At 47.8% G+C, this 25,404-nt stretch carries 15 protein-coding genes; 6 read left to right on the top strand and 9 right to left on the bottom strand.

What is annotated here, in order from left to right; genetic code table 11:
- Window positions 1-133: 133 nt before the first annotated feature.
- A complete protein-coding gene (locus AC6R0L_RS09985) occupies window positions 134-781 on the top strand; it encodes a tyrosine-type recombinase/integrase (protein ID WP_500629024.1) in 648 nt (215 codons plus the stop codon).
- On the opposite strand, the gene AC6R0L_RS09980 is transcribed toward AC6R0L_RS09985, so the two are convergent.
- Both AC6R0L_RS09980 and AC6R0L_RS09975 read right to left on the bottom strand, forming a co-directional pair.
- A protein-coding gene (locus tag AC6R0L_RS09980) for an IS3 family transposase (protein WP_500629023.1) occupies window positions 774-1,936 on the bottom strand; the annotation gives its coding sequence in 2 pieces (ribosomal slippage) (window positions 774-1,681 and window positions 1,681-1,936; 1,164 coding nt in all). The genes AC6R0L_RS09985 and AC6R0L_RS09980 overlap by 8 nt on opposite strands.
- Before the next feature lie 917 nt (window positions 1,937-2,853).
- The gene (locus AC6R0L_RS09975) at window positions 2,854-7,269 is read right to left on the bottom strand and encodes a tetratricopeptide repeat protein (RefSeq protein ID WP_500629022.1); all 4,416 of its coding nucleotides are present in this window, start codon (window positions 7,267-7,269) and stop codon (window positions 2,854-2,856) included.
- 861 nt (window positions 7,270-8,130) lie between these two features.
- Here AC6R0L_RS09975 and AC6R0L_RS09970 point away from each other — a divergent pair.
- The 4 genes from AC6R0L_RS09970 (at window position 8,131) to AC6R0L_RS09955 (ending at window position 13,592) form a co-directional block, all read left to right on the top strand.
- Complete coding sequence (locus AC6R0L_RS09970; RefSeq protein WP_500629021.1) at window positions 8,131-10,041, top strand: sensor domain-containing diguanylate cyclase; 1,911 nt, start codon at window positions 8,131-8,133, stop codon at window positions 10,039-10,041.
- 130 nt (window positions 10,042-10,171) lie between these two features.
- Window positions 10,172-10,888: an ABC transporter ATP-binding protein gene (locus AC6R0L_RS09965; protein WP_334552662.1), complete on the top strand. Its 717-nt coding sequence runs from the start codon at window positions 10,172-10,174 to the stop codon at window positions 10,886-10,888.
- Between the two features lie 2 nt (window positions 10,889-10,890).
- Complete coding sequence (locus AC6R0L_RS09960; protein ID WP_500629020.1) at window positions 10,891-12,327, top strand: ABC transporter permease; 1,437 nt, start codon at window positions 10,891-10,893, stop codon at window positions 12,325-12,327.
- Window positions 12,324-13,592: a DUF3526 domain-containing protein gene (locus tag AC6R0L_RS09955; RefSeq protein WP_500629019.1), complete on the top strand. Its 1,269-nt coding sequence runs from the start codon at window positions 12,324-12,326 to the stop codon at window positions 13,590-13,592. The genes AC6R0L_RS09960 and AC6R0L_RS09955 overlap by 4 nt, the downstream gene beginning before the upstream one ends.
- Before the next feature lie 80 nt (window positions 13,593-13,672).
- Here AC6R0L_RS09955 and AC6R0L_RS09950 read toward each other — a convergent pair whose 3' ends face one another.
- The 4 genes from AC6R0L_RS09950 to AC6R0L_RS09935 form a co-directional block, all read right to left on the bottom strand.
- A complete protein-coding gene (locus AC6R0L_RS09950; RefSeq protein ID WP_500629018.1) occupies window positions 13,673-14,155 on the bottom strand; it encodes an NUDIX domain-containing protein in 483 nt (160 codons plus the stop codon).
- A gap of 2 nt (window positions 14,156-14,157) precedes the next feature.
- Window positions 14,158-15,069 carry a histone deacetylase family protein gene (locus AC6R0L_RS09945; protein WP_500629017.1) on the bottom strand — a complete coding sequence of 304 codons (912 nt, stop codon included), beginning with the start codon at window positions 15,067-15,069 and terminating at the stop codon, window positions 14,158-14,160.
- Between the two features lie 62 nt (window positions 15,070-15,131).
- A complete protein-coding gene (locus AC6R0L_RS09940; RefSeq protein WP_500629016.1) occupies window positions 15,132-16,148 on the bottom strand; it encodes a LacI family DNA-binding transcriptional regulator in 1,017 nt (338 codons plus the stop codon).
- Window positions 16,149-16,315: 167 nt separating this feature from the next.
- On the bottom strand, window positions 16,316-19,408 hold the full coding sequence (locus AC6R0L_RS09935; protein WP_500629015.1) for a GH116 family glycosyl hydrolase: 3,093 nt from the start codon (window positions 19,406-19,408) through the stop codon (window positions 16,316-16,318).
- Window positions 19,409-19,474: 66 nt separating this feature from the next.
- Here AC6R0L_RS09935 and AC6R0L_RS09930 point away from each other — a divergent pair, with 66 nt between their 5' ends.
- Window positions 19,475-20,425: an aldose 1-epimerase gene (locus AC6R0L_RS09930; RefSeq protein ID WP_500629014.1), complete on the top strand. Its 951-nt coding sequence runs from the start codon at window positions 19,475-19,477 to the stop codon at window positions 20,423-20,425.
- 39 nt (window positions 20,426-20,464) lie between these two features.
- Here the strand turns inward: AC6R0L_RS09930 and AC6R0L_RS09925 are convergent, their stop codons facing one another.
- The 3 genes from AC6R0L_RS09925 to AC6R0L_RS09915 form a co-directional block, all read right to left on the bottom strand.
- A complete protein-coding gene (locus AC6R0L_RS09925; RefSeq protein WP_500629013.1) occupies window positions 20,465-22,876 on the bottom strand; it encodes a glycoside hydrolase family 94 protein in 2,412 nt (803 codons plus the stop codon).
- Window positions 22,877-22,962: 86 nt separating this feature from the next.
- On the bottom strand, window positions 22,963-24,054 hold the full coding sequence (locus AC6R0L_RS09920; RefSeq protein WP_500629012.1) for an ABC transporter ATP-binding protein: 1,092 nt from the start codon (window positions 24,052-24,054) through the stop codon (window positions 22,963-22,965).
- Complete coding sequence (locus AC6R0L_RS09915) at window positions 24,054-25,403, bottom strand: GH1 family beta-glucosidase (RefSeq protein WP_500629011.1); 1,350 nt, start codon at window positions 25,401-25,403, stop codon at window positions 24,054-24,056. The genes AC6R0L_RS09920 and AC6R0L_RS09915 overlap by 1 nt, the downstream gene beginning before the upstream one ends.
- Window position 25,404 lies beyond the last annotated feature (1 nt).

Below are 25,404 nucleotides of genomic sequence, written 5' to 3'. Positions count from 1 at the left end.
CCAATTTCATTAAGAGTATAATTAAAAGATTATGTTTGTATTTGTTGATGTTTATCGCTGGGTGTGGTAAGGTATCCTTACATTCAAAATAAGTACGCTTGGGGAGATGTGCTGTTGGTAGGAATACATCGCTATGCAAACACTTGGTACATACGTTCAGTCTCAACGTCCAATCATTCAAAGTAAACTCGCCGCTTCATCATGGAAATCTGAGTGCTCAAGGCTCAATATTATCGAGTCGGAAATAGGGCATGTTCGTCTGAATGACATTGATGAAACCTTTGTGCTTCAGTGGGTATCAAAAAAGCACCCTGATTATAAACGAGGCAAAAAGGCGATACACACCCTTGTACAATGGTCACCGAAAACTCGCAATGCTTACCTTGGCTTATTGAAAAAGCTGCTTGAGAGTGCAGAGCATGACAGGCTTATCGCCTCTTCACCCCTTGCACAAGTCGAGCTTTACAAGCTGTCTGACGCCGAGGCTCTGCCATTTTCTCGCGCAGAGCTGGCAAAAATTCTCTCCTACAAAGAGGCTTGCTATGAAGCAAGATTACTTGTGATGCTCGGCGCAACAACAGGTTTGCGTATCAGTGAGTTGATTGCCCTTGGTTGGGAAGACGTTGATTTTAAAAATCAGTGTTTACATGTCAGACGAGCCAAGCCACTCGCCAAAGCACCTTTCAAGGTAACCAAAACCAAATCGTCACAGCGCAAGGTTGAGCTGAATACTCACGCTATCTCTGCCCTTAGAGAGCTTGAAAGTGTAGTGGTCAACTAAATCCGGACACTTTGTTAGGCCAATTCTCGGCTTTAGCGGGCGGCACCCCATCATTGTGCTGATGCGGGCGCTGCCAGTTGTAGTAATCCATCAAAAACAGACCCACGTCTCGCCTCGCTTCTCGAGCAGTCATGTAGCCTGTTGATGGGATCCATTCTGTCTTTAAGCTCCGGAACAAGCGCTCCATTGGCGCATTATCCCAACAGTTGCCACGGCGACTCATACTCTGTGTTATCTGATAACGCCATAGCCGTTGTCTGAACTTCCGGCTCGCATATTGGCTACCTTGGTCTGAGTGAAACATGACTCCACGAGGGCATCCTCGTTGCTGGTAAGCCATATCTAGGGCTTTCACAACCAAGTCCGCATCAGGCTTTTCTGACATCGCCCAACCTATGACTCGCCGGGTATGAAGGTCGATAACAGCAGCCAAGTAGTGCCAACGACTGCCAGCCCAGACATATGTGATATCTCCGCACCAGAATTTATTAGGTTCGACAACGTCGAACTCCCTTTCTAGTCGATTCGGGATATCCGGTCGTTCCATTTGCACTGATTTATAAGAATGAGAGCCAGGTTGCTTAGACAACAACCCTGCTTCTTTCATCAGGCTACGCACTTTGAAACGACCAACCTGATATCCCAGCTCCTGCATCATTGACTTTAGCGAACGACTCCCTGCAGAACCACGACTCGCCTTGAACAGGCGACGAAGCTCACTTCGGAGTTTTAGTCGCTCAGGATCGACACTACGTTTCCGGGCCTTGTACTCATAGAAACAGGACGTGGAAATACCGAAAGCGGAGCAGACCAGTTCAGTGGACTCTTGCTCTCTTAACTGGTCTATCAGTGCGTACGTTCGAACTCGTCCGCCATCAAGAGAGCTGTTGCCTTTTTTAGAATCGCTTTTTCTCGTTCTAGCCGGTTGATGCGGGCCTCAAGCTCTTGAATCTTCTGCTGCTCAGGCGTCAAAGCCTTGCTGCTGGGAGTTTTACCATCACGCTCGGCCTGAAGTTGACTGACCCAGCGGCGGAGTACTGTCTCCCCAACATCCAAAGATCGACTGGCCTCAGCAACCGAATAGCCTTGATCCAGCACTAGGCACGCGGCCTCTAATTTAAACTCAGCAGTAAATGAGCGACGCTTTCTAGTCATTAAACACCTCTTGTTACGGTGGCAAGTTTACCACCTAAAGTGGTGTCCGGAATCATTAAACCACTTCATCCACATCAGGCGCTTAAGATGAGAACACCTGCTGAGGTATATGCTTTAGCAGCTTAAGTTGTCTAATTTTAGCTGGGTCATTACAAAAATTCACCCCGCTATCTTGTTGTATCTACTAGAAAACGGAACTTTTAGCCAAAAAAACAAGGCATTAAGGTTGTTTGAATTTCAAAAAAATGCGGGTATCCTTAATTTTGTTCTCAATAAAAAATATTTAATTTCCGATTCTCGGTATTTCCCCTCATCATTTTTTAAACTCGATTTGACGCTTTTCCTTTTATCAAACTGGCTTTGCTTCTCAGCGGCCTGCAAGGTTGCTGAGGCCAACTAATAACATTTGTTATCAAACAAACAAGAAGCCAAAATTTTTTTGAGTGGGTACTCTTTGTTAGTAATGCAAACAAAGGCTGTGAGAAAATCCATCAAACATAACGGCCTCCGGACAGAAGTAAATATGAGGGATAACACTAACTAGGCCTCGGATAATTAGGAAAAGTATCTTTAAATCTTTAACACTTGTTGCAACTTTTTTGATGATTTTCGCTAACTGAGAGGTGTGATGTTATCTTCTTATCCGGCGTTGAAGGGATTATGGTTGAGAAAAGCTTGGTAAAGGACGACTCTATACGTGTTCCATACTCCCTTCTTGCTCGAACAATAACCGGATGTTCTTACTTTGACAACTCGAGAAAAGAGGGAATATTGCCAAATAACGAACGATGCCGACTCTTATACTCTGGCATCGTCCATCTTGCAGTTCAATCTATTAATTTGTCCAGTAACACCTTAGATAACTAGTCTAACAAAATAGAAACGGAGTTAAACATTCCCATAGCAGAACTCTACCCCTATTTAGTTTTTTCCACTTGCCAAGCCCTTAAACCCTCATAACTAAATCCTAGGTAAAAGCTTACTTCTGAGTTGACATCATCTGTAATGAAATCACTTTTAGGTACAAAAAACGCGTCAAAACCATTCACGCGAATTGCACCTTTCTTTTGGTTATCCACTGAAGTGATTATTCCCGTGACTCGGCCAAGTTTATGTTTGTTTGCAAAGAAACCATCCCATTTGCCAAGTTCATGAGCATTAACTAGTGGAAGAGTTCTTTTAGTATCTGAAGAAACCCATTCAAACGATTTCTTGCTTGTTGTTGAAACGGGAATGTTACGCCTGCATTTTTCTATATAGTCCTTTGCCTTCTGTTGACTACTTAGAACACCTTCTCTATAGCTAAAATAGTGCAAAATATATAAGTAGTAAGTAGCATGAACAGATTTTCTTAATCGCTCCCAAACTTCAATTTTATCTATAGCCTCATAGTAAGAAAAACTAGGTGACATACGGTAAGCTCGGAACCAATGTTTAATATCGCGGTCATCCCCCCGGTTACTTGCAATATTGATTTCCATCAAATCTACGATCTTATCCAAATTTTTATCAGACAAACCGGATTCTTCATGAACTTTGAAATAGGTACTCGCCAACAGTCGCCTTGTATTAGTATGGTCGATATCTTTGTGTGATGTCATCAAGTTTGTCAGCCCTTCTATCAAACCCTCTTTATCATCATAAAACTTTGGAACTTTCGATATGGTTTCTTCAGCATGATGTGAGATTTTGTCCTCATCCTGTATACGCTTCAGTTCTGTAATTGACCACTCCAGCTCTTCTAGTTCTTCACGACACCATTGAGATGCCTCGTTGTTTTGCTTAAAGAAATCGCAATAGGTGTGTTTTTTACCCGTATCAACTGGCTTACTCTGCCTATAAATAGCTTCCACCGCTCCTTGGATTAACTTCGTGTATGAAACCAAAGCATGCTCAGATTTCCAACCACGATCATACGCTGTCATAAAGAACTCCCGCGATAATTCATAGTTATCCTCAATTTTGTCGATCACATCAACTGCTCTATAGCGGAGTCCTGTTTCTAAAGTAGGATTACTTTTAATGTCACGTATAGTTTCTTTCACTAAATTACTATAAACCATTGCTAGACCGTGATAGTGAACTTCACTTTCAGGATCTAACTCGATTGCTTTTTGGAAATAGCCTATCGCTTCTTTGCTGTCGCGTTGTGGGTCATAATTAATATGTCGACCCAAATGACTGAAGTAATGGGCATTATCAGGGAAACTATCACATAGATACTTAAGCACTTTATGCTGTTTATTTGAACTTTTAATATCGCTTAATAACTCAGAGAATTTTCCTTTCCCTCCATTTTCTTGATTTACTTCGGACTTACGTGCAATAAACAATCCTTGCAATATTTTCTCAGTTTGTTCTTCATCGCGAAGCTTTTGGGTTCCAAGAATACTAATCAGCTCAAGGCAGGAATCCTGAAACCTAGTCGCGTAACCCATTTCATCATCTTTATCAAGTAACCTAAATATAAGTTGGCGTGCTATCACGGGGTGGATAATACGCACCGATGCATCCTCAACTAAAAACAATGGGGCTGCACTTGTTCCAAACACTTCTTTAACTCTGAATACGCTGGTTGGAGCCCTACCTAGTATGACATTTATGAAAGATATAGGGAGATTATCCTGTGTATAATGTGAGATTAAAGAAAGCCATATCAATAGCTTCTTTCTGTCTTCAAGGATCTCACATGTCGAATTCTGAATAAACGAATCTATGCTCTTGTACTCTTCTTCGAAGGTAAAGAAACCGTAGAAAAATGGTTGTCGATACTCAACCATATTATCGTCATTGGTAAGCTTATCTAGTAATTCAAATCTGTCAGGATTTGCAAGTGCTCTGTAGTAGCGATGGAATGCCTCTGCATCTTCATTCTTAAGTGGACAAGGTATACTTAGAACTGAGTGGTTTCTATTAGTAGAGTGGTTTCTATTAGTAGAATGCTCACCACGTTCTGACTCCAATAATACATGAATGACACCGCGAACCTTTAATTCATTGGTTAACTTGTCTTTTTCAGTTGAACTTAAAACCGTACCATCGACAATAATAACGAGTGGTAAGTTCGTGAGAATTGATATTTGCTCTACATACTCATGGATATTAGTACTGTTTTTTACTACCTCTATAACAGGCCAATCATTTTTTAGGCGCCACGCTACCTTTTTAAGGACAGTACTACCACCGGCTCCAGGCTTATGGTATACAGTGCACTTTTCATAACTATTTTTGACTAGCGCTTCAACTACTTTTGATTGTACTTTTTTATCAATGGATAAATCGATAGCAAGGTTTTGCTCAAGTTCAGACCAAGATATTTGATGTCCTCTATGAAATTGACCAATATTACTTTTTTGATCAGCCATACCAGAGTGCAGTATATTAATGCATTTAGAACTAGCTGCATGAAGATCCTTGGGGACTTCTATTTTAGATAGCTTATTGCCACTTGTGCTTCTCACCGGAATTAGAACTTTATCATCGGCAGAAGGCATACTGTAATATTGAGATATGCTGCGAGTAAATTCCGTTAGTTGACACTTAAAACACTTTATATCATCTAGCTCGAGAGCCCTTCCAAGCTCTTGGTATGCGGTCATTTCGATATCATCACCACAAATAACAATAACTTTCAGCTGTTCTTCTAAGCTTTCGTCCAGAGCTTCGAGAATATGTTTAACTTTATTAATGTCCTCGTTTTCCGCTACCACGACTAAATTTACTGGTAAGACAGAGGTACGCCTCGCAAACCCTTGACTTAGAACTCTCAGCCTTGAGGCTGCATCTCTACGCCATTCTTTAAAACTGCTGTACAAAGATTCACTATCCAGTTCATGACCATTAACGCTAAGCCAAATAAGAATATCCATTTCAAGGTTGTTATTTATTTGCCTTGGCAAGCAATGTTTCCAAGCAATACTTTCAGATAAACGTCGTTTTGATTTGTCATGTAAACCATCGCCATGTACATCAAAATCGAGTACCAGATTCCAAGGTAAAGAAGTCATCCATTGACTATCATGCGAAGGCAAGGTGCGCAATTTTTCGCCAGCCAAGAAGATATATTTCGCCTTGTGACGGCTAAAATAGTCACATTCGCTCCAGATGGTTTGGATGGTATCTTCATCCTCTAGAGGCACAATAAGTGTTGATTGGGCAATTGCTTTTGGTTCACTCACTGAGATATTTTTGGCTTTTAACAGGTGATGAAGATTTGCAGCGGCATAAATAAAAGCGGATACTTTCATTTTATTAGAAAGTACTTCATCGTCTGCTAAGCGGCCTTTATTTGCAAAATTAAGACCAACGGCGATCCTAGCGAGTATTAATTGGTTATAAACATCTTCAATTCGGTTCTCATAGTGGTCTATTGCCCACTTTCTTATGTTTTTTCGATAGGTATGAATTTGCAATACACGAGTCAAAATGTCTCCATTCAAGCCAACTGGCTCGGGCTGCTCACACTCCTCAATGTTACATAGCAAGTCAGTTACTTTAATCCATTCTTCCATTGGTGTATCAGCGTGATTATTGAGTAACAATGAAAACTCAAGATAGGCATGATCAAAGAACATAGGCATTTGTGGTTTAAATTGTTCAAAGTCAATCAAAAACTCACGTTGCTTCCCCTTGTCTAGCCCTCCGTACAAGCAGTTATGACCATGTAAGTCACCATGCATACATCCCTCTAAGGGTCTCAATCTTATTTCACTAAGTCGTGAGTGACTATTTGCTGCGTAGTAATAAGGGTTGGGAAATGAATTGCTCGAAAAATAAAATGACTCTGATTGTGGTGAGATAGATAGCAAGCTATCCAATAGTTTTGGTAGTCTACTACCATCACTAATACGGTAGTCGAGCCACTTAAATAGAACATCTTGTGCAGAACACTCATCTGCAATTTTGTCGTTATGCCATTGGGTTAGAAGCAGTTCAGAAACACTGCACATAACGTTTGTCTGTGTAGTATGATCAACACTTGCTAACTCTTCAGTTAGTCCTAATCCACTACCTGCAATGGTCATAATGAAAGCAGATTGATTGTCACCATCTACTTTTTTGATTAGCTTAGGAATATGTTGTTCAGCAAATTCAGGCAATATTGTAGTAGCAAGTTGATGTGCTTCAAACTCATTTTTTGAGTATTCAGTACTGTTAGTACTGTATTTTATTATGGCAAACCCCGAATAAGCTGGGCTTTCAATAGTGATGTCACATAAATAAACTTCATCACCTGATTTACCTGACAGTTTTTTCTTGAGGTGAAATTCTCTGGCTTTGCATTGTTCCCTGACAAGGTCTTGTAAATTCTTGTAATTATCTTCAATATCCATATATTACCTAGCTCAAATATTTTGTTATTGTTCCGTCTGCCGTTGTTTTTAACCCGCAATGGAGTTTGAAACCAGTTATAGCTGCTAGTTCAACCTGTGAACACTCTTAACACAGTACGACAACCAATTATACTAACGTATGTATTCAGGTAATAGTGTGCGTCAGCTCCGAATTAAGCAACGCACTACATGTGATCCTTAACTTTTCTAATCTATTACCCTACCTGTTCCTATTACTTCTTTTTTATTAATTAACCTGTTAGCTCTATGCGACAGCTGTTACGGATTAATCCATTCAGTAATGCATCCGCAACAGTGACAATCCTAAACAGCAGTACGAGACGTCGACGTGTCTTAACAAGGGCTGCGATGCAGAACCACTACCAGTGAGAATATCTGGTTCGGTCATTTCCCCAAGTATCCATTTATGTAATTGCGTGCGTATCAAAAAGAGAGGTAGATGATTCAACACTACACAGTTGGATTCACATGAGCTATTGTAACCTAAACCTTGACATCCCAACCTCGTTCTATATAGTCATCAAGGTAAATCAATTGTTTAACAAGAAGTTCGCCCAAAGACTGTAATTAATTGAAAGTTAAATGCTTTTAGAGTTTCTGAGTGCTAGAGATAAAATTCAAATCCCTATCTCTCCGCCACATTGTAAAAGCCGCTGATTTCATCAGCGGCTTTTTTCATTTTGAGCGGCTCTACTTCACGTTAAGTGAGAAAAGCCGACAAGAATGGGATTTAGGTGCATATCGCCAACTCTCATTAAAGAAATCCCCGCTTTTCTTACACTTTTATTGTGTCTATTCTTTATAGTAACTCGACTCTTCTTATGAGGTAGTGTCGTTACTATGCAACCGTCCGTTAAATTGCAGCCTTTGGTGTATCGCAGTTTCTTTCGTAGCTCCTTAATCCCATTGTTGGTGATTGAGCTTTTGTTGCTGACCCTGTATTTCAGTATTAACGCCTACTTTTCAGAAAAAACCCGTTCGACTCTGATTGAAGAAGTCACCCTTTCGCTCAATGAAATCACCGCCAACGAAGCACTGCGCGTGAACCTTCAGTTGCAAGCGGTCTCGCGTTCAGCGCAGCTCCTTCAGACCAACCACCAGCAGTTTTTTACTCAAGCGATTTGCACCTTGCCTCATGGTGAGCCTGATTTTGCGGTGCACGCCAACGGCGCGATGTACAAAATCAACGCCGTCGGTGCCAGCCTTTATTATTCTCGAAGCACTCCAATTGGCGAGGTGCAACAACAAAAGGCACGTTGCAGTGAAGCGCTCGACCCACTGTTGATGACCATAGTCGACACCAATCCGGCCATCGTTCAGGCGTACATCAACACTTGGGATGACATGAATCGCCTCTACCCCTTTATGGACGATGCGCCCAGTCAATATGGGCCAGAGATCGACATGGAAGCGTTCAATTTTTACTATGACGCAGACGCCGAGCACAACCCAAGTCGCGGCCCCGTGTGGACAGAGGTCTATTTAGACCCCGCCGGGCAAGGTTGGATGTTGTCGAGTTTAGTGCCCATCTACAATGGCGAGGTGCTGGAAGGGGTCAGCGGTATCGATGTGACGGTCGAGTCTTTTATCGATCATGTGTTGAGTCATGAATACCCTTGGCAGTCCGCCTCTTTTGTGATTGACGAAGCAGGGACCATTCTCGCCTTGCAGCCTGAGGCTGAGCGCCTGCTTGGTCTTACCGAGCTGAAACACCACGATTACCAAGCTAGCGTCACCGATACTGTGACCAAGCCCGACGCCTTTCAGCTCGCCGCTCTCACCACATTGCCCAGCGATATTGCTCGCCTCTCTTCACAGCCTCGTCAAATCGAGTTAGCGGGCCGTAATTACCTCGTTGACACTAACCTCATCGAAGAGACCGGATGGAAAATCATCACCCTTGTCGATATGGCGTCATTTCTCTCTCCCGTTATCAGCTTAACTCGCTTTTCACATCAGTTGGGGTATCTTGCTGTTGCGATAATGGTGTTGTTTTACTTTGCTTTTGTCTTGTATTTACAGTCCAAGTCAAAACGCCTCGCCGCAGAAATTTCTCGCCCGATTGAAGCGTTAACCACGGCCACCAGCAAACTGGGCAAACATTGGCAGTTGGGCGATCTGGTGGATACTCACGTGGAGGAGATTCATAGCCTCAATCGCAATTTCCAAAACCTGTTTGATGAGTTGAAATCTCGCACCGCAGAGTTGGTTGAATCCACCATTAATGTCCGCGTACAGATGCGCGAGAAAGAGTTGCTTGCTCAGCTTGCGCATACCGACACATTAACCGGCATGCCCAATCGACTTAAACTCGATGAAGTGCTTCAGCACCACCACAGCAAAGCCAAAACGGATACCCATACTTACAGCGTCTTGCTCCTCGACATCGACCACTTCAAACGAGTCAATGACACCTATGGCCACCAAACGGGCGACATCGTGCTGACCGAACTGTCTGACTTGCTGACACAAAACGTCCGAGATACCGATATTGTCGGCCGCTGGGGGGGCGAAGAGTTTCTGGTGATATGCCACGGTGGTGATCCCGCCACACTCTCAGACTTAGCAGAACGACTTCGCGAGGTGGTCGCTACCTTCTCCTTCACCGACATTCCCGCGTTGACCATCAGTATCGGTGTCGCCAGATATCACGATGGCGATGACATCAATACCCTTCTCTCACGCGCTGACCATGCGCTCTATCAAGCCAAAGACCAGGGACGTAACCGCGTCGTACTCGCCTCTGACTGATGGTTTCGAGCCACGGTACCCCTAGAGTCGATAAACAGCGATGAGAATGTGGACTTAATCCACTTGATTGCAATTACGTTATAACATAACATTTGCGACCAATTCTCATTAACCAACTTGGAAAACTCTCATGACACAACCTGTGGTCGTCGCCAACGCTCTGTGCGTCGAGTTCGCACACAACCCGGTTCTCAATGATGTTCACTTTAGCGTCCAACAAGGGGAAGTCTTTGCTTTGCTCGGTGGCAATGGCGCCGGCAAATCGACAACACTCAAAACCTTTTTAGGCACCGTCACGCCATCATCAGGCCATGCCGAAGTACTCGGTCTCTCAACCACCACTCATATTGATGAGATTCGTAGTAAAGTCGCTTACTTGCCTGAATCCGTCATGCTGTATGGGCATTTAAGCGGCCTTGAAAACATCGACTACTTTTTGTCTCTCTCGGGCGTTACTCGCTCACGTCCTGAGGTGGAACAAGCTCTTGCGCAAGTGGCGCTCCAGCCCAATGCCTGGCATCAACGCCTCTCCAGCTATTCCAAAGGAATGCGACAAAAAACCGCGATCGCCCTCGCGCTGCTGCGTGAAGCGCCCGTGCTGTTTCTTGATGAGCCGACATCAGGCCTAGATCCAAGAGCCATTGACGAGTTCAACCAGTTGATCAGTGCGCTTGCTAAACAAGGCACGACGGTGTTTATGGTCACCCACGATGTCTACGGCGCATGCCAAGTGGCTGACCGAATCGGCCTATTGGACAAAGGACGTATTGTCGGTCTGTTTGAGCGTTCAGAACAAGGCAGCATCGACACCGAGCAAGTCCACGCCGCGTTCGCGCAAAGGGGCTAAGCATGAAAACTCTCTCCCTTATTCTGTTTGATGAGTGGCGTTTTTGGCGTCGCAGCAAAGTTGCCGCTACGGTGCTGGTGATCGGCGTATTACTCACTCTGGCATCTGTGGTGGTCAATCATGTTGAGACACAACACGCCGATGCTGAGCGTCGCCAACTTCAGCAGTACTCTGAATCCCAATTTATGGCCCAACCTGACCGTCACCCACATCGAATGGTCCATTACGGTCACTACGTGTTTCGTAATCCCACGCCATTGAGTGCACTGGATCCTGGTGTTGATGCGTATACGGGTCATGCGATTTTTCTTGAGGGCCATCGCCAAAACACCGCGATGTTCGCTGAGCAAAACCAGTCTAGCGGCATGACGCGCTTTAGTTCTCTGTCTCCTGCCTTTTTGGTCCAGGTGCTGTTGCCACTGCTGATTGTGTTGGTCGGTTACAGTTGCGTCACGCGGGAAAAAGAGGCCGGTACCTTGACCGTACTCATCACGCAAGGGGTGAACGCTCGTCAACTGCTGAGTGGTAAGTTCCTGGCATTGGTCTTGGCCGGAGTCGTCATGTTATTACCCTTGATGGTTGCGAGCCTGCTCGCCATTGGCGAGGGTGAAAGTGTCTTGACCAGCAGCGCCTTTATCTCCGGTTACCTTGGATACATCGTCATTTGGAGTGCGTTGGTGCTGTGGGTCTCGAGCATGAGTCAGCGCAGTCACGCCAGCTTCGCCATATTGATTAGCCTATGGGTGGTATTTGCTGTGTTGATGCCGCGTATTGCCAGTTCAAGTGCCGCCACACTGGCGCCGGCGATGGGCAAATTGGAGACAGATTTTGGCGTGATTGAGGAGCTGCGTCAGCTTGGCGACGGACACAACGCCGCTGACCCTGCCTTTGAAAAACTCAAACGCGATCTCCTTGAACAATACCAAGTGGACGACATCGCCAAGTTGCCAGTCAACTTTCGCGGCGCCGTCGCCGCGTATTCAGAAGAGAAACTGACTAAGGTTCTCAATCGCTACGCCGAAGACAATATGGACAAAGAGCAAAACCAAGCGAACATTGCGCGCCAATTTGGTTGGTTATCGCCGACGGTCTCCATGGCCAATCTCTCAATGATGCTGGCCGGTACCAACTTGGAAACGCACCATCGCTTTTTACGCCAAGCCGAAGAGCTGCGTTTTGAGTTCGTTCAAGCGCTAAATCACGTCCACCTGCACGATCTTGATTACCAAACCGACGTGAACCGCTATAAAGACGACGCGACAGCCAAAGCCGCGCGCGTCGACGCTCACCACTGGCAAGTGCTCTCCTCTTTTACTTTTACGCCACAAGCGCCCAACGCCCGATTAGCCCAAAGTCTGCGATATGCGTTGCAAATGGGACTTTGGTTACTGATTCTGGCGGGACTTATCCGTTTCGCGACTAGGAGATTGATGTCATGATGTCTTTAACGGATCTCATCCGTGAAACCCGTTTTCTCGCTAAACAAGGTTACGTTGTCGGCTTTTTGCTGGTTGTGTTTGCCCTGACAAGCTTTGCCGTCGTTAGCGGCGTAAATGAAATTCGTGAGCAGCAAGAGACCTTAGTTCGCTTGCAGGCGAAGGATGCCACAGAGCGCGAACACATTCTCGCCGAGCAGCACGACTACGGCAGCGCCGCTTACTACAGCTTCCACCTCACCTACTCTGAGCCTCAGCCGCTTGCCTTTGCTGCCATGGGCCAGCGTGATGTGACTTCTTGGAAGCACCGCATCCGCATGCTAGCGCTCGAAGGGCAGATCTACGAAACCGACGCACAAAACCCGGAACTCTCCTTGGCAGGCTTTTTCGATTTTGCGTTTATTGTCAGCATACTACTGCCTCTGTTTGTGATTCTGTTGCTCCATGATTTACGGGCGGGAGAGCGCGAAGCGGGTCGCTACGATCTGCTGTTGGTGAGCGCTAAACGTCAAGGCTCGCTATGGGCGGCACGTGCGTTGATTCTCTGCACGGGACTTGCACTGGCCCTGTTGGTCCCCTTTACTCTTGGTGCATGGACGATGGCAGTGCCCATCACCCAAGTCCTCGCGGTGATGGCCATCGTGCTTGTCCACCTCGCCTTTTGGGCATGGTTAACCTTACTCATCGGAAAAACACTCACCCAGAAAGGTCAGCGCTCGGCGCGCATTGCCTCAGCTTTGCTTGGTATTTGGTTAGCCTCGACGGTGGTGGTGCCCGTGGTCAGTGATAGCGTGATTAACCACACCATCACAGGTCCAAGTGGCGGCGACATCGTACTGCTGCAACGCGAAGAGGTAAACGGTGCGTGGGACAAACCCTTTTCTGATACTTGGGCGTCATTCTTAACTACCCACCCAGAATGGGCGCAAGCAACCGATATGCAATCACTGTTCGAATGGAAATGGTACTACGCGTTTCAGCAAGTGGGCGATCAAAAAGCCGCGCCACTGTCACAAGCGTATCGCCAAACACTACGCGAACGTGATGCCGCCGCTGGCTATGCAGCGTGGCTTTCGCCTTCAACGCTCACCCAACGTTGGATGACATCGCTAGCAAATACCGATGTCAAAGCGAGCATGCGCTACGAGCAACGTGTGCGCGATTTCCACCAATCGCTGAGACACTTCTACTACCCGCTGCTGTTTGGTGACGCGCCATTTAGCCATGATGAACTGAAGGCCATGCCGGTTTTCTCTGACGAGGGCTAAGGCTCGCTCACTCAAGCAATGAGCGAAAAAAAAGGCGCAGAGCAATCACTTGCCTGCGCCTTCTTCATAAATCTGCTCAGCTAAAGCTGATTAATGTCTTCAAACGATCCTTGAATGTAAGAGCCGAGATGAGTAGCGTAGTGTTCACTTTCAATCAGCGCCAACAACTTGTTTTTAAGCTCCACTGGATAGAGACGTTTCTCTGCCAACTGTTCAATCGGCACCCACTCGACGCTTTGAATAAACTGCTCGTCATTCAGCCCTTTAAGGTTCTCTAAGTTCGGTGTGCCTTGATAATGGGTGATGTGATAAAAGAACTCGGCATGGTAGCGATGATTTTCCGTTTCAAGAAACTCGCGCACGCACACTAGCTCACCCACTTTCACGCTCAGCCCCGTCTCTTCAACGAATTCACGTTCAACACACGCCTTAGTGCTGCGATCAACCGATTCCATGCCGCCCCCCGGCGGTATCCAGTATTCACCGGTAAAATCGTTGACTCTGAGCAACAACACGGCGCCTTGATCGACCAGTATGCCCGCGGCACGTATCCTGTGTTCCATGACTAATCCTTGTAAACATCCATTGCAGCTTGAATCAACTGAATGTGTATCGGCACTAAATCCTCATGACGAGTGCGATAACCACCACCGACGACGCAGGCAATCGGCACACCTCGCCTCGTCGCTACTTCAAACATAGCTCTATCTCGTTGATATATCGCCTGTGTTGAGACATTAAAATACCCCAGTTCATCCTCTTGGTGAATATCCACACCGGCATCATAGAGAATAAAATCAGGCTGATGCAGATTCACAGCCATCTCGACCACGCTAGTAAAGTGACTTAAAAATGTCGCATCGTCTGTGCCCTTTGAAAGCGCCACATCAAGATTAGAATCCGGTTTGCGCGCCGGAAAGTTCTTGTCGCAATGAAACGATAGGGTAATGATCTCCGCCTCATCTCGACACAAGGTCGCCGTGCCATCGCCGTGATGCACATCGCTATCAACAATAAGCACAGTATCCACATGCTCATTGGTCAAGGCTCTTTTGGCCGCGATCACCAAATCGTTGATCAGACAAAACCCACTACCAAAATCATAATGCGCGTGATGGTAGCCGCCGCTCAAATGAATCGCCACGCCTCGCTCTAGCGCCGCGTCCACCGTTGCACAGGTACCCCCTGCCGAAGTGAGGGTGCGAGTGATCAGTTGCTCACTCCAAGGAAAGCCAATACGGCGCATTTGGGCAGCAGGCAGTGCGCCGCGACACAAGAGATCAAGATATTGGTCGCAATGGGTACGCGCGGCTTCCTCCATCGTGATGGCACTGGGCGTGACCCAATCGATACGGTGCTGCCAAGGCGCTTGCTTGCGTATCGCCTCATACAGATAGCGATATTTGTTGATCGGGTAACGATGCCCATCAGGCAAGGGTAAATCGGAGTAGATCGGGTGGTATATCAGGGGGATCATGAGGACAACAAACACGTAACCATAACGCCCATGCTAGCAGCTCACGGGCGCAGGGAAAACGACTATCGATAGATGGACTTGGTGGATTGTCGAATCATCAAGTCTATCGGTGGTAAACGAGCCTCATGTCGTTCGCCTGACAACAAGTTCAACATCGAACGCGCAGAGACGGCGCCTATCTCTTCAATCGGCTGACGCAATGTAGTTAAAGCGGGCGTAAAGTATTGAGAGGTGGGCAAATCATCAAAACCGACGATGGAGACATCCTCTGGCACTCGAAAGCCGTGGTCAGTCAGGGCTTTCATTGCGCCATAGGCCGTTTGATCATTAGCGGCAAACAACGCAGAGAAATGCACTTTAGATTCAATCAGTTCAACCGTTTTCTCATACCCTGTTTCAGAGCTGAAATCGCCCTGTTTGATCAATTTTGGATTGGGTTTGATTTGCGCTTCAGTTAACGCTTTCTTGTAACCGGCAAAGCGTGCCCCCGAATCTGGTTGACTGGAGAGCCCTTTAATGTGGGCAATATTCACATGGCCAAGTTGCAACAGGTGCAGCGTTGCAATATATCCGCCCAGTACATTATCTAGATTCAAGGAGCGAACGTTCTCCCCTTGAATGTCATAGCCTACCGCGACAACCGGAATGGATTTCGCCGTGGTGAGAATCGACTGCTCGCTCAAGTTGCCCGTCACAATGATGATGCCATCGACGTTGCTTTTCATCAGGTACTCAAGCGCATGAACCTCAAGCTTATTTTGCCAATGTCCAGTCGCTAAAACCAAGGAGTAACCTTGCGCCAGCAATACATTCTCCATGTCATTGAGAATACGACTGGTGTAAGGACTGTCAGGATGCTGAATCAGCACACCAATCGTCATCGAGCGACGAGTGGTGCTTTGCTGCATATGAAAATTGGGCTTGTAACCCAACGTGGTGATCGCCTGCTCGATCTTGTGGCTCTTGTCATCAGACACATAGGTGGTGCGATTTAAAAAACGCGACACCGTACTAGGCGAGACGCCAGCCAACGTCGCGACATCGTACACCGTGGGGGATTTTTTCTTCTTGTTTGTCATAAGGTTGCTCGGCTCATCATGAGTCACTCACCGTAAGTGGCTGAACTATAATGGGACTGAGTCGTGTACTCAATCCCAACGATTGCGGCTTTGTGAGGTTCAGGCAAAACTCAATGGCAACCAGATATGACATCGCTCTGCCTGCACCCACGTATGCGCGTCCCTCATTATTGGTACAGATAAGCGAAAATCATTCCCGGTCTGAAGTATCGCCCCGCGGTGTACTTTAACCCCGTGCTGAGTAACCACTTATGCAGGTCAGCGTGATCCGGCCAATTATCCTTAGCAGCAAACTCGTCAGACGCGAGAGAGCGAATAAACTCATCGATATCATCCGTCAGATTTGGATTAACACGCCCATCGCTAAGTAGATGACCTAAGTGTTGCAAATACGATACCCACTGCTGAGCGCGAGTCTTATCGATGTCAAATCGCTGCGCCATCGACTCTGGCGTCACCACGACCGAGCAATTGAAACCCTCTGGCGCGGCGAAAGGAATCTTCGCCATTTGGTATAGCGCCTGATAGACGGTATCCATCAAGGCTTCCGCTTGCGTTTGCTTACCCGCCAAACGCAGCGCGGTGGCAACACTGAATTGCACACCAATCCAGACATCTTGCGCTTGGAATGCCTCGTGAGGACGCCCGTCCGCTAAGGTCATATTCGCCACCCCCAGCTTAGGACTGTTGGCAACAAAGTTAGTTTGGTAGATAAAATCCAAAGTACGTTCAGTCCGCTGCGGCGCAAACAAGCGAGGTAGCCCCACCAATTGCAGGTAGCTGTCAGCCAGTAACGCATCACCAAAACTGTTATCTGAATCCTCCACCAGCTCAGCAAACTGAGGCGTAAAGGCGGCGGGTGCGCGGCTCAATAACTGCTGCTTCTTCACTTTACGCTGCGCCCTTTGGCCATCGTCACTCGCCTCGTCGACCTCATCAAGATACGTGTTCAACACCGCGGCATCGCTCACTGCGTCACCACTCACCGCTAACCCCAATCCTTGTAGCTCAGCCAAACCTTCTCCTGTCAGATGCTTGGCTTGGACCGGCGTAACGAAAAAGTGGTAATAGCCTTGCTTCTCATCCCATAAGGCACGTTCGAGGGTTGCCAAAGCGCGCTCGCTACGTTCATTGTAACCCTCGCTCAGCGCCGTCTCACCAACACATTGAGCTAACTCAGCTGCCGCGCGCAGCCCTGCGGCCCATAAGCTACCACAGTAGATAGAGATGCCATGAGACGACAGGTTATCAAACGTATCGTCCGTGCCACGTGTCAAAGGTAAATCCTCACCGGGGCCAATCAGTTGACTGAGGTACTCGATACTCTCTTTCACCGCCGGCCAGCACTGTTCCACCACCGCCTGATCGCCGGTTTTCTGCCAGTGGCGGTAGACCATCAGGATGTATTTAGGTGCGAGATCCTTCCACTCTTTGACGTTATGCCAACTGTAGGCATCTGGCTGAATATCGTAAGGGCTGCCAAGATCGTGGATCACCGCGCCGCGCTCGGCACGCGTGCCTTGGTATTTTTCGTCAACCAACTCAGCGTAAGGTTTGTCTTCATACTCCCAATAGCGCCGCAGAGTGTCGTCACTGGCTAAAATCGCCCGCGCAAAATGCTTCATCACCGCCCCATCGAGTTGTGGCAACAAATACAGCAGTGAGAACGAGCCGTAAAAATAAACATCCAGTGAATTAAAGAAGGGATAATCGACACACTCTTTGACCAGCAAGGTATCTTCGACGTCCCACACGGTTGATTCCGCCAGAAACGAGAGGCTGTTCATCGCCATCGTCGCGTAACGCTGGGCACTCTCTTGACCACTAAACTTGGCCACCGCCTGGTCATAAAAGCCTTGTTGCTGGGTGACAATACGCTGCTCTATCTCTGAAAGCTTAGGCAAGGTCTGCGTTAATATCGTTTCAGCGCGCGATGGCTCAGGGAAGTAGCGAGCGTACGCTTTGTGGCTTTGCCAACCGTCGAGAAGGATTTTGCTGTGATCCATCACTTGCGCGAAACGCAGCGATTGCGTTTCACCCGGCTCAAGCTTCACCTGAACACAAACTAGAGCACTGAGTGGCTCACGGCCACTGTAGATACCGCGGTCAAAATGATCATTGGTTCGCCCTGTATGCAGTGCACGCCACACTTGTTGCTGCGCCTTGCTGGCGTAAACCTGTGATTTAAGCGACACGGTTATCTTGCCCGCTTGAACTGTGCTCGCTGACGCTTGAACGCCGTAGATCACCTCGCCTTCAATATCACTGGCATACGGTGAGTTGGACGCCAAGCGCACACCACTGAACTGCGTCTCACCTTGATCAAGCACAATCGGTTGATGCTGATGCCCAATCGGGTTTTGCACCAAGTGACAACACGAATCTTGTACGCCATCTCGTGCCTTTTGGTAGGTCGCTCCCATCAAGTTATTCAGCGGCTGAACCACGGTGACCCACTGAGCTTTACTGCTGCGGTTGGTGAGCTGAAATTGGTTCCAGTGCAAAGGTAGACTGCAAAGTTCTGGGGCATCTTTCACCACAGGAGAGACCACTTGGCGAGTTAACTCAATATCACCGAGTCCATGATAGTCATACTCCGCCAACGGATACAGCGCCCGATAATGCACTCGACTGGCGTCAACAGAGGGCACCACTGAACCACGCTTCGGTGTCAATGACCACGCGTGGGTCGACCCATTGACCAACAAACCATTAAAAAAGTCGATCGCGACCAGTAGCTGAGTCTCAACGCTTGTCTCGTCAGCCTGAATTGCCTGGTGCGTTGCAGCGCTAAATTCAATATTCCAGCGTAGAAAGTGCTCTTTGTTGTTCAAGTAGAACTGACCAGACAAAATGGTCTCCCTAATTAAGGACAATAGCTCACCTTTATTCTTACATTGTGATATCTCATGTAAAAATATCGCTGGATAGTAATTTAAATACAGTTTCGCTTCAGAAAAATCCGGTATATCTAGATTCTCAACGTGATATTCATCCATCACAGAAATATAGAAATCGTTGAAGTAGATATCATCCTCTTGGCAATCAATAAATATACCAGGAATGAAACTAAAATTCGGCGTTTTACCTTGCGGCGTTAAGGTGAAGGTGTTGCCAATACCACCCACCGCCATCCCTGTATTTTCAGGGGTGGTTGAGATAGGCGTATACCAAGGCTGGATAAATTCAACGGCGTTGCCTTTACTGCACAGAACATCCGATGGACCAAAATATGAAGTGTATGGAATTTTATTTATCATAATGTGAAAACCAACATTGAATATTTATATTCATCAATTAATATCGTCTTCAAAGGAGATATTAATATGTTTAAAATCGTTAAAGGGAAATTTGGAGATTTTCACTCCACAACACTCTTAAATTCAAAACTCGGCATCTGCGTCGAAATTATTCAAGACTTTGGTGCCATTATTAACCAATATCGGGTCAATCATAGTCCTTTCTCATTTATTGTTGGCTACCAAGACAGTCAAAATGTGATTCAATCTCACCCTTTTTTCTCTCGTAGTGCCAAACTGTTTCCCTTCCCTAACCGCCTAAAAAACGGTCAATATCACTACCGAGGCCATGACTACAGATTACCGGCGAACTTTCCTTGGTCTAAACATGCCGTACATGGCCTACTTTACAATCAACCGTTTCAAGTCGTTGAGACCGATGCACAAGAGCACTTTGCCACGGCGCGTTTTCGCTATGAGACCGGCCATCTTGCCGACGGTTTTCCGTTCGCTTTCCGGCTCGACGTCTGCTATCACATTGATGAGACTGGCCGCCTTCGCTGTTATACCGAGATCACCAATACCGGCGAATCCCCTTTCCCTTATGGCGATGCTTGGCATCCTTATTTTTCGCTCGGTGATTCACTGGCACAGTGCCAACTGAGCCTAAGCCCTCATCAAGAGGTCGTACACCGCGATGATTTACCCACCGGCGAATACACGAGCAACACCGCCCTCAGTATCCCAACGACGCTCGCCGATGTCACACTCAATCATTGCTATCGATTTCATCAAAGCAGTGATCAATCGCTCACCCTAACCCGAGCGGATCAACAAGCCCGTCTCGACTACCAGCAAGGGGCAAATTACCCTTTTATTCAGCTCTACACGCCAGCGTCGGAGCCGAGTATTGCAATTGAACCTATGTCATGCCCTGCTGATGCGTTTAACAATCACATGGGTTTATTGGAACTTAATCCCGAGCAAACCGCGCAGTTTGAGTGGCAGTGCCACGCACACTATCAGCCACGGAACTGATGCACCATCGTCGGGGAGGCTAACCTCCCCGAGCATTGGTTAGCCTAGCGTCACCTCAATGCGGTGGTCACCCGCCGCCAATACGGGCACTTTATTGCCCTCGACACGTTCACCGTTGACACGTAACTCAGCCACCCCCTTGCTCACCCGGTTAGGGTTGTCGACATGGATGTGGTACGTGGCGCCGCGAAACTGTCGAGTCACACGAAATTCTGGCCACGCTTTGGGAATGCAGGGATCGATGATCAATCCATCGATGTCTGGTCTTACGCCCAAAATCCACTGTGTGCCCGCGACGTAAGTCCAAGACGAAGTGCCCGATAGCCAAGCATTGCGTCCCAATCCAAACTGCGGATGCTCATCACCCAGAATGTTTTGTGGGTAACAGTATGGCTCCGATTCGAATGTCTCAATCACATCATTTTTCGAGGCAGGATTGATTTGACGATAGTACTGATACGCACGATCACCATTGCCCATCTTCGCCTCAGCAATCATCACCCAAGGGTTGGCGTGCAGGAAGATGCCGCCATTTTCTTTCGCCCCAGGTGGATACGTCGAGACGCCACCTAAGTTAGGATCAAAGCCGTTGTAGCCCGGCGTTGACAGCTTAATCCCATTGGCGGTATTGAGTTTCGAGTAGACAGAATTCAACGCCGTGGTGGCACGCTCGCCATCAGCAAACCCGGAAATCACTGGCCAGCTTTGACCATTAGTGTAGATTTGCCCTTGCGCGTTGATGTGTGAGCCAATTGGCTGACCTTGCTCATCAAAATAACGGATAAACCATTCGCCATCCCAGCCACATTCGTTGACGGTGGATTTCATCTGCTCGTACTGCGCTTGGTATTGCTGCGCACGTTGCTCGTCACCCCGTAAGCGACACAAATCAAGCATATCCAACAGCGCTTTACCGTACATGTTGGCGACCATCATCGACTCGGCGCCAGTGGGTAAGTTAACCGTGTCATTCCAATCTGCAAAACCCAGTAGCGGCAATCCGTGTTGACCGGTATTGCTGCGCGTGAACTCTATCGCTCGGCATAAATGCTCCCACACTGAGGCAGATTCAAGCGGCTGACCCTGTTTATCTTTTTGATAAAACGGGATCGATTTGTCGAGAAACGCACCGTTGCCTGTTTCTTTGACGTATTGGGTGACCGCATAGATGATCCACAAGTGATCATCGCCATAGTAATCCGGTCGGTCTTCTTCTTCTCGCGAGTCACCGGCATTGGCTTCCATCGTAGAGGGGAAGAACTGGTGCATCGCGGAGCCATCTTGGTTTTGGACCGATAAAAGACGCTCAATAAACTCACGCGCCTCTTCCGGCATATGGGTAATCACGCCCAAGGTATCTTGTGATGAGTCTCGAAAACCAATACCACGCGCACCGTAGCCAAGCTGATACAGAGACAAGTAACGTGACCAGTTCTTAGTAGTATGACACTGACGCGGGTTGTGGATGTTCAGCATCGAGTTCATCGCCGGATCGGGCGTTTCTACCTGAACGGTCGCAAGGTAGTCTTGCCAATGATCGGCTAGCTCAGCAAAGGCTTTATCCACTTGGGAGTGATCGCGGTATTTCTCCAGCATGGGCGCGGCGTCAGCCAAACTCGACATTTGCGTCAGTTGCACGACGGTGCGCTCACTTGCTTGAGGCTCAATCCAACCCAAACGCAAATTGAGCGCGCCGATGTTGTCGCCACGTAAACACTCGCTGTTGCCCAGTTCCTCTGCAAACAACTTCTCTGGCGCGGCCCAACTGCCATAACCGTGATTACCGAGAAACACTTGGCGGTCGCCATCGAATGAGGTCGCCACTCGGTCGGCGGTCATCAAGTTGACGGCATAATCGCGCTTCATAAATGCGTATTGCTCTAAGACGGTATGACCGCTCGCCTGTTGATGCGCATTGAGCGTCATCGTTTGCGGCACCCAGTCCGCGTTGACGAGCTGCTTAAGGGCATCAAAATGGGTAAATTCGAATACTGGCACAACATCTACGTGCAAAGCCTCGTCACTGATGTTGGTGATTCGGATGTCTTCGAGCAAGACGGGGGCATCTTTAGGTACAAAGAAGGTCGCCTCACAGCGTACCCCATACCCTTCGGCGATGATGGTGGTGTATGACAGCCCGGTATGGTTCTCAAACTTATCGAGAGGTTTAAGCGTCGGCGTATAGAAGGGTGAAAACACCTGAACATCGCCTTGGCGGTTGTTCACCTTTAGGTATAAGGTCGACCCTTTAAACTCTGAGTTAGGCAACTGAGCTATGTATTTGGTGATGCGGTTGAGGGCTGGGTCACCTTTACACAATACCACGCCGCCATTGCTGTCGACCAAGCCGCCAAACTCGAGTGTGCCCACGTAGTTACACCACTTGATTGGCGTACATGGTGTGGTGGCGACGTATTCTTTGTTGTTATCGTCAAAATATCCGAAATTCATGTCACTATCCCTGGCTCCCCCAAACCGAGGGAGCAATTCATTAAATCGTGTAATAAAGCGAATGAGATTCGCCGTGAGTGGCAGCCTTAGCTCGCGAGCGAGTTTTCGCTCAGCGCGTCAAACAGATGAATCGCGTCGAGATCGAGGTATAAAGTCAAATCCTTCACATCCACTTCTGCCGCTTGGGTTTCAACCATCAACGGCTGACCGCTGACCTCGGTTTTCAGCAAAATGCTGGCGCCGAGCAGCTCTTTGTCTTTAATGGTGACAGGAATCGGCAGCACGCGGTCATGGTCCACTTGCTCAGCACGCAAATGGATATCGGTTGGGCGCACACCAAAGTGCAGTGCGAGGTTTTTCGACGCGTGCGCTTTGAAACGCTCTGGCAACGGGATCTCGACGTCGCCTAGGGCAACAAAGAACGCCCCTTGCTTTTCAATCAACTTCGCATCCAACATGTTCATCGACGGGTTGCCGATGAACTGCGCAACAAATTTGTTGGCAGGGCGTTTAAAGACTTCGGTTGGCGTACCGACCTGCGCCACATAGCCATCTTTAAGAATGACGATGCGATCGGCGAGCGTCATCGCCTCAATCTGATCGTGGGTCACGTAAATCGTGGTGGTTTTCAGCTCACGATGCAGTTGCTTGATTTCTTCACGCATCACACCGCGAAGCTTCGCATCAAGGTTCGATAACGGTTCATCAAACAAGAACACCTTAGGTGTACGAACCATAGCACGCCCCATGGCCACACGCTGACGCTGACCGCCCGATAACTCTTTCGGTTTACGCTCAAGCAAAGGTTCGAGCTCAAGCATTTTGGCCGCTTTTCGCACTTCAACGTCGATGTCTGGCTTTTTCATCCCTTTCAGTTTGAGGGCAAACGCGATGTTCTCGTACACCGTCATGTGCGGGTAGAGCGCGTAGCTTTGAAACACCATCGCCAAATCACGATCTTTGGCGTCGATTTTGTTCATCAGCTTATCGCCGACAAAAATATCGCCAGAGGAGATGCTCTCCAACCCCGCGAGCATGCGCAGCGTGGTCGATTTACCGCAGCCAGAAGGGCCAAGGAACACCACAAACTCACCATCATTGACGGTAAAATCGAAGTGCTTTACCACGTCCACATCACCAAACGATTTTTTAATGTTACGAAATTCTACTTTAGCCATTAGTTGTTCTCCTCAGCGCGCTCTAGCAACATATTGCGATAGGCAATGGCGCTCTGTTTCAAAGTTCTTTGTTGAGTTTGGTAATCGACATGGACGATGCCGAAACGTTGGTGGTAGCCAAATGACCATTCGAAGTTATCCATCAGGCTCCACGCAAAATAACCATCGACGCGAACGCCCGCTTTGATAGCGTTGTCGACCGCTTCTAAATGCGATTGGAAGTACGCCACACGTTGCGTGTCGTCAACGCGGCCCTCGCAGACGTCATCATCACCGGCAGCGCCGTTTTCTGTGATATAGACAGGCGGTAGATTGGCGTAGCGCTCTTTAAAGCGAACCAAGAGATCCGTCAGACCTTGCGGATAAATTTCCCAGCCAATGTGGGTGTACTCCGACTCTTGCGGTTTGATGGTCTCAATCTCACCTTGCTCGTTGTAACGGGCAACGCTGCGGCTGTAGTAGTTCAGGCCAACGTAGTCCACCGGCGCTGAAATCACTGCCAAATCACCATCGAGGATCATCGGCATATTGGCGGCATGTTTTTCCATTACCACCGCTGGGTACTCCCCTTTCAGTACCGGATCCATGAACCAGTGATAACTCTCCGCTTCACAGTAATCCGCCGCGCCTTGGTCTTCTAGCGTGAGTGGGTATGACGGCGTCGCGTTAAATACAATGCCATGCAAAGAGGCCGGTGCATTGGCGCGCAGGATTGGCATCGCCAAGCCGTGGCCAAGCATCAAGTGATGAGACGCTAAAAAGCCCTCTTTATCCCCTTCGATACCCGGTGCATGAATACCCCAGCGGTAGCCGAGGAAAGCGGCAACAAACGGTTCGTTAAGCGTGGTGTAAACATCAATTTTGTTGCCAAAATACTCGCTGACAACTTGGGCATACTCAGCAAACTTGTAAGCGGTTTCACGATTTAACCAACCGCCCTTATCTTCAAGGTATTGAGGCAGGTCCCAATGGTAGAGCGTGACATACACCTTCAAACCACGAGCATGGCACTCATCGATGATCTGCTCGTAGAACGCCAATCCTTGCTCATTGACTACGCCGTCTTGTGGCAAAATGCGCGGCCACGCCATGGATAAGCGGTAAGCATCCACACCGAGACTTTGAATCATCTCAATGTCTTGTTTCCATAAATGGTAGTGATCGCAGGCGACAGCCCCGGTGTCGCCATTGTCGACTTTGCCTGGTACGGCGCAAAAGGTATCCCAAATAGAGGGCGTACGACCGCCTTCATGGATGCCACCTTCAATTTGGTAAGACGAGGTCGCCACACCAAAGACAAATTCCTTACTGCGTAATTTTGAGTCACTTGGAAGTTGATATTTATTCATT

The organism is Vibrio sp. R15-SG3-ISO1A (assembly GCF_059833955.1).
The sequence above is the reverse complement of the archived record's forward strand: the minus strand, read 5'-3'. Positions and strand labels throughout refer to the sequence as shown.